Genomic DNA, 11438 nt, shown 5'->3' with positions numbered 1-11438 from the left:
TTTTTGATCATTCGCTTGCTACCCAGCAGTTCTAATAATGAAACAAGTGGATCTTCCTAATTTGGAAGATCTTTTTTTGTGAGTAAATAGTAATATATTCCCTATTTTTTGGAGTCTACTGGAAAAATTGCTCCTCATGTTGTATAAAAATTCCAAAGGCACTTTTTTGTAAGAAAAAGGGAAGTTTTTTGCGAATGAAGAGCCTGAATCAGATCCAGCAGCAAATGTCGTCGAGCCGCAGAAACACACAGAAAAAGAGAGGGTGCTGATGCAGGATGGAAAAAAGGAAGAAAAGACGGACGATGAAATCATGGTTGAGCGGATGGATGGCGATCGTCTTATTGATCGCCATGTTTCCTTTGAGCCCGGCACGCGTGCTCGCGGCAAGCGCTTTGACCGTGACGATGTCCAATCCGTCCGCGGTGGCAGGCGATAAAACGGACATCAACGTGGCTTACACCAATAGTGCCGTTTTAAGTTTGAACTTGGGGGCCTTGGATTTCATTTTGCCGTCAGGAATCACGGCCACGACCTCGGACCAAATCAACGGCGTCAATCTGACGCCTTCGCAGATTCTGGACGGCGGGCAGCGGGTCCGATTGAGCGGCCTCGGCTTGGCTCTCCTATCCACGACCACCACCCTCTCGCTGAAGCAGAAGACGCTTCCGGCTTCGGGCAATTATGATTTTCAAGCCAAAGCTTACGGACTGAATTTGACCGTCATCAGCACGACCCCTCTCGATACGCAGGCCGCCACGCTCAACGTCGGCGCTCTGACGCTCGCTCTAGCTTCCGTTAACGTCACCAACAATCCGGGCAGTTCGGATACCGTCGCGGTAGGCGGCGTCAAAACCGGAGACATCATCAAAATATATAATCCGGACAATTCGCTTAAGACTCAGTTGACCGCGCAGTCAGACGGGACGCTTACGGTTCCGTTGGCCCTGACGCCGGCGGGCGGCACGATCTACGTCAGCCAGACGCGCGGAGGCATCGAAAGCGCCAAATTGTCGGTCGTTTATCTGGCCGAGATCGTTCCTCCGATTCTTCTGACTTCGGTCTACGTCAATAATGCTTCGGGCAATTCGGATACGGTAACGGTGAGCAATCTGTCGCCCGGCGACAGTTTCCGCATCTACGAAACACTGACCGCTACGGTACCGGAAAAGACTTCGAATCCCGTCGCTTCCGGCCAGACGTCCGTCAGCGCGTCCGCGACGCTCGCGCCTCTGGGCGGTAACTTGTACGTCGCGCGCGTTCGCAACGGCTTGGAGAGCACGCGTACGGTCGTGCCTTACGCGGCGGAAGTCGTCGCTGCGCTGACGAACGATCTGGTCGCGATCAACAATCTCACCGGCAATTCGGATCAGGTAACGGTGACCGGCTTGACGCAGAACGATATCGTCCGGGTCTACGCGACCGACGGCACGCTGCTGCAATCGCTGACCGCAAACTCGGCCGGTACGGCTCAGGGGACGGTCGCGCTCACGCCGGGCGGCGGAACGGTCAATCTGACCCTCGTCCGCAACGGCGTCGAGAGTCTGGCTCTGCCTGTCGTCTATCTGGCGGAGACCGTCGAATCGCTGCTGTCTTCGGACATCACGATTACCAACAGTTCGAACGATACCGATAAGGTGTCGGTCAAAGGTCTGCAAGACGGAGACCGGATCCGTCTTCAGGTCGGCACGGCGACTCCGATCACTTCTTCGCCGGCCAGCGGCGGAATCGTGGATATTCCCGCGACGCTGCTGCCGAACGGCGGAAGCGTGACGCTGAGCATTCTGCGGAACACGATCGAAGGACCGCGCCTGACGCTGGTCTACAACCCGGAACAAGTAGACGCGCCGTCCGCATCGCAGCTTACGGCGACCAACAATTCCGGCGACTCGGATACGGTTGCCGTTACCGGCCTGCAAGCGGGCGACGTGGCGATCGTATACGACGCGCCGAGCGGCGGCACCGAATTGGGCCGCGCAACCGTAGGCAGTTCCGCTACGAGCGTGACCGTTCCGGTCAAATTGACGGCGAAAGGCGGCACGGCCTACGTGGCGATTCTGCGCCATACGATCACGAGCGACCGTACGGCCGTCGTCTACAATTCGGAGACCGTCGCGGCGCCGCCGGTCAATACGATCACGGTCGCGAACAACCCGTTCGCAACGGATACGGTGACCGTGAGCGGCCTGCAAGCCGGAGATGCGATCCATGTCTATTCGGCCGACGGCTCGACGCAGCTCGGTTCGGCTCTGGCAACCGGTTCCGGCAGTACGTATTCGGCTTCTCTCGGCAGCCTTAGTCTGACGCCGGGCGGAGGAAGCGTTCAGGTCAGCATTATCCGCAATACGATCGAGAGCATGAAGACGAACGTCTCTTACAATGCGGAGTTCGTTCCTGCTCCGGCATCGACGAGCATTGCCGTAACCAACAATACGGGTTCGTCCGATCAGATCGCGGTGGCCGGCCTGCAAGCCGGCGACAAAGTCCGCATCTATCGCAGCGGCCAGGCCGTCGTCGAGGCCGACGCGACGGCCGGAGCGGGCGGAACCTATAGCGCGTCTTCCCCGATCGCCCTCACGGCGACGGGAGGAACGCTCGGGGTCAGCATCGTTCGCAACACGATCGAAAGCGCCGCGACATCGGTCTCTTATTCGGCCGAAATCGCGAACTTCACCGGTTCGGTATCCGTCGTGAACGCCGAAGGCGGGCTGGACGAATTCGTTCTGACGAACATGACGCCGAATACGACGGTGACCGTGTATCCGCAAGCGAACGGCGCGGGTACGCCGCTGGCGACCAACGGCGTCGTAGGAGCCGACGGACGCTACCAATTGCAGACGACGCTCCTGTCGGAAGGAGGTACGCTCAGTTTTTCCTTTACCGCTCCGGGCTTCGGCTTGAACGGACCGAACAACGTGACTTACGGTCCCGAGCCGGTCAGCCCGCCGGCCGCCGGTAATATTACGCCGGTCAACAATACCGGCAGCGGCGATACGGTAACCGTGACGGGACTGACGTCCGGCGACGCCGTGACGATCTACGCGGTCGACACGGACGGAACACGCGGCGCTCAATTGGGCAGCGGAACGGCCGGCGCGTCGGGCAGCACGGGGGCGATCGCGTTGACCTCGCCGCTCGTTCCGGGAGGCGGCACGATCGCCGCAACCGTGACCCGCAACGGACGCACCAGCGCGGAGACGCGCGTCACGTATCCGTCGGAAGTGGTCAATCCGCCGGCGCTTGCCGATATTAGCGTGACGAACGGCGCAGCAACGGCCAACGATTCGGTAACCGTGAACGGCTTGACCGTCGGCGACACGATCAAAGTGAACAGCTACGCTGCCGGCAGCACGACGCCGATCGCTACCGTCACGACTCCGGCGGCGACGGGAACGTCGTTGACCGCGAATTTGGCTTTGGCTCCGGCAGGCGGGTATGTGACGGTCGCGATTACGCGCAATACCGTAACCAGCCAGGCGACGACGGCGAACTACGGCGCGGAGACCGTACCGCCGCCCGCAGCCGAAAACATTGTGGTCGATAACGGCACCGGAACGGCTCAAGATACGGTGACCGTCAACAATCTGCAAAACGGCGACTACGTGACGGTCGTCAGCTACAACACGGCGAATACGCAGATCGATCAGCAGCAGTTCCAAGCAAGCGGAGGCTCGGCCGGCGGCAGCGTGATCCTGACGGCGAACGGCGGTTTTGTCGCGGTCTCGATCCAACGTTACAGCACGAACGGTACGGACGGCGTATCCAGTTCGGCGACCCGCGTTCCTTACAATGCCGAGACCGTAGCCGCGCCGGACCCGAACGATATCGCGGTCACCAACAATACCGGCAGCGGCGATACGGTGGTCGTGAACGGCCTGCAAAGCGGCGATACGGTGCGCGTATACAACGCGAACGGATCGCAGCAGTTGGGAACGGCATCCGCGAACGGCAGCGGAACGGCGACGGTCGACGTAACGCTCGTGCCCGCAGGCGGCAGCGTGCGCGTGACCGTTATCCGCAACACGATCGAAAGTCCGGCCGTTCAAGTCTCGTACATGAGCGAGACGGTTCCGGCGCCTGCCGTCAACGACGTCGCCGTCGTTAACGCGAGCGGCACGTCCTCCGATACGGTGACCGTCGTCGGCTTGCAGTCCGGCGACATCGTAACCGTGACCGAAGACGGGACAACGCGTACGGGCACCGTAACCGGCGGGACTTCCGTTCAGGTCGCGTTCCCGCTGATCCCGACCGGCGGGATCGTGCAGGTGTCGATTACTCGAGCGGGCGTCAGCAGCCAGCCGACGAACGTTCCTTACGGAGCGGAAGTGATTCCGGCCCTTTCGGCGGCCGACATTACGGTATCCAATGTATCCAATACGGGCGGCGCGGTCGATACGGTCACCGTAGGCGGAGTGACGGCGGGCGACATTATCCACGTTTACGACTCGTCCAATGCGCAGATCGGAGTTCAGACGTCCACGGGCGGGACCGTGGTCGTGATCATCCCGTCCAACTTGAACGCGGCGGGAGGCAGCTTGTACGTGGCGCGCGAACGGAGCGGTCTGCTCAGCTCTTCCGTGGCCGTCACCTACGGCGCGGAGACGGTCGAACCGATCGACGCTTCGCAAGTCAGCGCGGTTAACGCGGTAGGCGACGGGGACTCGTTGAACGTTCGAGGCCTGAATGCCGGCGAATCGGTCCGCGTCTACCGGGCGAACGGCGAATTGGCGGGTGCCGCCGATTATGCATCGGGTACGACGACGGTCAGTCTGGTCATCGCTCCGGCCGGCGAGACGTTCTCGCTCGTGCGGGTAAGAGGCGGCGTAGAGAGCAGCCGCGTCGCGTTTGCCGCCGGCGCCGAGACGGTACCGATGGTGGCGGCCGGCAATGTCGTTGTAGTCAATAATACGGGGAATCAGGATACGGTAACCGTTACGGTGGACGCGTCCGGCGTGCAATCCGGCGACGTCTACGTCGTGTACGATGCCAATCTGACGGTGCTGGGGCGTTCCGACGTCGGCAACGACGGCGCATTTACCATCCCGGTCACTTTGCAGCCGGAAGGCGGAACCGTCCGCGTGGCTCTGGAACGACGGGGCGTGGCCGGACTGACCACGAGCATCAATTACGATGCGGAAGCGGCGGCTCCGGGCTCCGGTCCTGCCGTGGGCGACATCTCGGTAACGAACGATGAAGGCGCGCAAGATCCGGTCGTCGTCGATAACGTGACGGCGGGCGACATCGTGGTCGTCCGAGGCGCGAACGGCGTGGAACTGAACCGTGCGACCGCTTCGGCGGACGGCAGCGTCACGGTACTGGTCGATCTGGACGACAACGGCGGCGGTACGGTCCTCGTCTCGATTATCCGCGACGGCAGCGAAAGCGCGCGGACGAGCGCGGCGTACGACGCGTACGATCCGGCTCAGCCTGCTGCTCCGAGAGCGGCTCAAGTCAGCGTCGTACGTTCGCCGGACCCGAATGAAGAAGACGTGGTCACGGTAACCGGCCTTGAAGAAGCCGACATCGTCGAGTTCTTCGACGACGAGAACGCGAGTCTCGGCACCGAGGTCGCGAACGATACGGGAACCGCGGTGCTGCGGACGCTGCGTCTGAAATCGTATGCCAGCACGCTCAAACTGACGGTACAGCGCAATTCGGTAACCAGCGGTCCGGTGTCCGTCTCGTATCCGGCCGAAAATTCGGGCGTGACGGCGCCGCCGTCGGCCAATATCACGGTCAATAACGCGGCGGGAACGGCGAACGATACGGTCACCGTTGCCGGCGTTCAAAGCGGCGATCAGATCCGAGTCTATAATGCCAACGGCACGACGCTCCTCGGCGAAGTGACGGCAGCCGGCACCAGCGCCGTCGTGCCGGTGCAGTTGGGAGCTTCGGCCGGCAGCGTACGGGTGAGCATCGTGCGCGGCGGCGTTCAGAGCACGAGCACGCAGAAACCTTACGCGGCGGAACCGGTCGTGACGCCGTCGCCGGCAGCGGCGGACATTACCGTCACGAATGCCGCAGGCACCGCTTCGGACAGCGTAACGCTGCTGGGGGTTCAATCGGGAGACATCGTCAAAGTGTATGCGGCGGGCGGAACTTCCGAGCTCGGCGAACGCACGGCGACCGGAACGAGCGTGACGGTTCCGGTGGCGCTGTCGGCCGGCGGAGGCACGGTGGAAGTCAGCGTCGTGCGCGGCGGTTACGAGAGCGCGCGCACGCCGAAGACGTACGGCGCGGAACAAACGCCGACGTCCGAAGCTCCGACCGCGGCCAGCATTACGGTCAACAATGAAGCCGGAACGACTTCGGATACGGTCGCGGTGACGAACGTGCAGTCGGGCGATATCGTTCGCGTCTATGACGGAAACGGTTCGACTCTGCTCGGCCAAGTCACTTCGACGGGAACAAGCGCGACCGTTCCGGTCTCTCTCGACCCGGAAGGAGGCAGCGTCACGGTAACGGTCCAACGCGCCGGAACGCTCGAAAGCGCGCGTTCCGCCGTCAAGACGTATGCGGCGGAACCGTCTCCGGAGCCGCCGGCTCCGGGCAACATCACGGTCACGAACGGCACGGGCACGACGTCGGATAAGATCGTCGTCGTCGAAGACGTCCAAGCCGGCGATCTGGTCCGCGTTTACGACGGCGCGACGAACGCACTGCTCGGCCAACAATCGGCTGCGGGAACGAGCGTCACGATTCCGGTCGAGTTGAACGCGGACGGAGGCAGCGTAATAGTCACGATCGTGCGCGGAGGCGTCGAAAGCGATCCGACTCCGAAGACTTATCCGGCCGAACCGGCACCGCAGGCGCCGAACGCGCCGACGTCTACCAACGTCACGGTGGTCAACAACGCCGGACCGGCGGATACGGTCGAAGTGCGGGCCGTCCAGTCGGGCGACATCGTCCGCGTCTACGCGGCGGACGGCACGACGCTGCTCGGTCAGCATACGTCGACGGGTACGAGCACCGTGGTGTCGGTCACGCTGGACAATACGGACCGCAGCGTGATCATCCGGATCGAGCGCGCCGGCCAAGTCGGCGCTCCGTCGGCTCCGATCTCTTACGCGGCCGAACCGGCGCCGCAAGGACCGACGCCTCCGACCGATACGAACGTGACGGTCACGAACAACTACGGACCGGCGGATACGGTCGAAGTGCGGGGGATTCAGTCGGGCGATATCGTCCGCGTCTATGCGGCGGACGGCACGACGCTGCTCGGTCGGCATACGTCGACAGGCACGAGCGCAACCGTGTCGGTTACCTTGAGCGCGGCTGCGGGCGATGTTCGTATCAGCATCGAACGAAACGGAACGGAAGGCGATCTGTCGGCTTTGATCGACTATTTGGCGGAACAAGCGCCGCAGCCGGCCGCTCCGCCTTCGACAGACGACGTGACGATCGTCAATAACGTCGGAACGACGTCGGATACCGTCGAAGTTCGCGGCATTCAAGCCGGCGATATCGTCCGCGTCTATGCGGCGGACGGCACGACGCTGCTCGGTCAGCGCACGTCGGCCGGAACCGACGCGACCGTTCCGGTCGCGCTCGGAGCGTCGGCCGGAAACGTGAGAATCTCGATCGAGCGAAGCGGCGCTGCGGAAGGCAACCTGTCCGCGCTCCTTCCTTACGATGCGGAAACGGCGCCGCAAGCGCCGGCCGCTCCGGCATCCGGAACGGTGACCGCGACGAATAACGAAGGCGCGGGCGATACGGTTCAATTCGTCGATACGAGCGCGCTGCAAACGAACGATATCGTGCGCGTCTACGAGGCGGGCAGCACGACGCTGCTCGGCCAAGCGACCTATACGGGCGGCGCAAGCTTGCAGATTCCGGTCACCTTGACGGTAGCCCAAGGCACGGTCGACGTGACGATCTCCCGCGGCGGATTGGAAAGTTCGCCTCTGGCGGTGTCGTACGATGCCGAAACGGTACCGCCTCTGGATACCGCGAACATCTCGGTCGTCAATAATGCCGACGGCAGCGGGGTCGTGACGATCGGCGGGCTGCTGGCCGGCGATACCGTGACATTAACGAACGCGGGAGCGCCGCTCGGCAGCGCGACCGCGACGGCCGACGGCAGTATTACGGTCGACGTGTCCAGCGGATTGGCAGCGGGAGGAGGCGCGTTCGACGCGGTGCGTTCGCGCGGCGGCGTCGACAGTACTTCCGTCTCCGTAACGTACGACCCGGCTCCGACCGCTACGGATGTTTCTCTGACACGATCGCAAATTACGTTTAACGCGACGGATGCCACAAGCGGCGTAGTCACGGTTTCGGGCCTTACGTCGGGCGATACCGTAACCGTGACCGACGCGACGGGCAACCCTCTGACGCCGGTTGTTGAGACTGACGGTACCGCGACTATTCCGGTAACCCTCTCGCCGAACGGCGGCATCTTGCAGGTGTACGTGACGCGCGGCAGCGATAATAGCGCACCGGTAAGCATCGCGTACGAAGCGGCTCCGCCGACGGCGCCTGACGCGCCGGTCGCCTCCGATATCGAGGCGGTCAACAATGTAGGCGCTTCGGATACGGTTACGGTTAACGGCGTCCAAGCCGGCGACCTCATCACCGTCTACAATGCGACGGGATCGAGCGTGTTGGCGCGCGCCACCGCGACCGGTTCGAGCATCGAAATTCCGCTGACGCTGCCGACAGCGACGGCGAGCGACATTCAGGTCTCGATTACCCGCAATAATCTGGAAAGCGCGACAACGACGACAGGATATCCGGCGGAAGCCGCGCCGCAAGCGCCGAATGCGCCGGGAACCGTTACGGTGACCAACAATGCGGGTACGGCCGACACGGTCGTGGTGGGCAACGTGCAAGCCGGCGACACGGTTACCGTCTACGCGTCGCCGGGATCGGCGATTCTCGGCCAAGTTACCGCTTCTGCCACAGGCCCGGTTACGGTCAACGTCACGTTGAACGCGGCGGGCGGCAGCGTGGACGTCACGTTGACCCGCAACAATCTGGAGAGCGCGCGAACGAATGAAACCTATCCGGCCGAATCGGCTACCGTAACCGGTCCGACCGCCGCGCAGGTTCAGATCAATAATGAACCGGGCTCCGACGACACCGTCGTAGTCGGCGGCGTCCAAGCCGGCGATCTGGTGATCATCTATGCGGAAGACGGCACGACCGTTCTCGGCCAAGAGATCGTGCCGGACGGAGAAACGTCGGTCACGATCGGCGTGACGCTCGATCCGCTCGGCGACGGCATCGAAGTCGTCGTATCGCGCGGCGGGGTACGCAGCACGCCGACGTCTAAAACGTACGGTGCGGAAGACTCGACCCTTCCGGGACCTGACGCCGGCGCGATCATCGTCACCAACAACCCGGGAGCGAGCGATACCGTTCAAGTGGACGACGTACAAGTCGGCGATCTGGTCATCGTCTACGCGGCGGACGGCACGACGGTGCTCGGTCAAGAGCGGGTACCGGCGGGCAGCACGGGAAGCGTCACGATCGGCGTTACTTTGAACACGGCGGCCGGCAGCGTCAGAGTCGGTATCGTTCGCGGCACGCTGACCAGCGCCAAAACGCCGAAAAACTACGTCGCCGAGCCGACTTCGGTAACGGCGCCTGCCGAAGGCGAGATCACGGTTGCCAATAATGCCGGTTCCGGCGATACCGTCACGGTGAGCGGCGTGCAGAACGGCGATATCGTGACCGTATACGCCGCGAACGGCACAACCGTACTCGGCCAGCAGACCGCTACCGCAGACGGATCCGTTATCGTGAACGTCGTGTTGGATCCGACAGGCAGCAGCGTACGGGTCGGCATCACGCGCGGAACGCTTCAAAGCGCAAGAACGCCTAAGACTTACGATCCGGAACCGGCCAGCGCGCCGGGCCCTGATGCGGGTCAAGTCGAAGTCAATAATAATCTCGGTCCGCAGGATACCGTCGTCGTAAGCGACGTGCAGGCCGGAGACGTCGTGACCGTCTACGCGGCGAACGGCACGACGGTGCTGAATCGGGTGACGGCCACGACGGCAGGCACGCTGACCGTTCCGGTTACTCTGCCGAGCGGCGAGACGAGCGTGCGCGTCACGATCGCCCGCGGCGGCGTCGAAAGCGAACCGACGTCCAAGACTTACGGTTCGGAACCGAACACGCTGGCGGCGCCTGCGGCGAGCGACATCACGGTCGCGAACAACACGGGCAGCTCCGACACCGTGACGCTCAGAAATCTTCAGCCGGGCGACACGATCACCGTCTACGCGGCGAACGGCACGACGATTCTGGATCGTATCACGGTCGGCTCCGATCCGGCGACCTGGGTCGTTCCGGTCACGCTGACGCCTGCGGGCGGAAGCGTGCAGGTCACCATCACGCGCGGCGGCGTCGAAAGCTCGCCGACGCCGGTCAATTACGGAGCGGAAAGCAGCAACGTGCCGGCTCCGGCGAACGGCAGCGTGCAAGTCGTCAATAACGGCGCGGCAGGCAGCAGCGTCATCGTGTCTGGCGTGCAGCCGGGAGACGTGGTCACGATCTATGCAGCTAACGGAACGACCATTATCGGCCGCGGGCAGGTTGCTCCGGGCGCATCCAGCATCTCGATTCCGGTCTCGCTGAACGAAGCGGGCGGGTCGATTCAGGTCAATCTGACTCGAGGTACGACATCCGGTCCGTTGACGCCGGTAAGTTACCCGGCCCGCGTCGAACCGGGCACGGGAACGCCGGGAGATCCGGGCACCGGTACTCCGGGAGATCCGGGAACGCCGGCCGCGCCGGCTAACCCGGTCACGCCGGAGACGGTCAATCCGGTCACCCCGGAAACGACGGGCGATGGAGAAGAACTGGATGTCGAGGGCCGGATCGTAACTCTGACGAACCGAGGTCCGCGTTCGTTCAACGACATCAAAGGCTACTGGGCGCAGAGCGCTATCGAACGTTTGGCCTCGCTCGGCATTCTCGACGGCAGACCGGACGGAAGTTTCGGTCCGCGCGAGACGCTGACGAGAGCGCAGTTCACGAAGATGGTCGCGATGCTGCTCGGCATCACTTCGCAGACCAAGCCGGTCTTCTCCGACGTACCGGCGAATCGGTGGTATTCCGCTTCGATTCAAGGGGCGTTCGAAGAAGGCGTCGTCAAAGGGTACGTAGACGGCACTTTCAAGCCTGACGAACCGGTAAGCCGCGAAGAAATGGCGAAGATTCTGACGGATGCGATGCTGTGGCTGAACGCCGACGTATTTGCCGAAGCGCCGGACTACACGTCCGCGCAAGCTTTCCGCGACTACGGACGCATCGGCAACTGGGCCAAAGAGCCGGTCAGCCGCATGCTCGAAGAAGGCATCCTGCTCGGCAAAACGAACGGCATCCTCGATCCGAAAGGCGACGCGACGCGCGCGGAAGCGGCCGCGGTGCTCGTCCGGTTGATCGAGCGCATGAGCGACAACTTCACGGAATAACGCATCGCTTGATCCGAT

Annotated in this window: 1 protein-coding gene; it reads left to right on the top strand. The window is 62.8% G+C overall.

What is annotated here, in order from left to right; translation table 11 throughout:
• Window positions 1–302 precede the first annotated feature (302 nt).
• Complete coding sequence (locus CDO73_RS04350) at window positions 303–11420, top strand: S-layer homology domain-containing protein (protein WP_088487285.1); 11118 nt, start codon at window positions 303–305, stop codon at window positions 11418–11420.
• Window positions 11421–11438 lie beyond the last annotated feature (18 nt).

Origin of the sequence: Saccharibacillus sp. O23, from assembly GCF_002205895.1 — a bacterium.
Taxonomy (GTDB): domain Bacteria; phylum Bacillota; class Bacilli; order Paenibacillales; family Paenibacillaceae; genus Saccharibacillus.
The sequence above is the reverse complement of the archived record's forward strand: the minus strand, read 5'-3'. Positions and strand labels throughout refer to the sequence as shown.

Excerpts from the sequence above, each read along its gene's own strand:
- CDO73_RS04350 (WP_088487285.1), top strand. The coding sequence starts at position 303 with ATGAAATCATGGTTGAGCGGATGGATGGCGATCGTCTTATTGATCGCC.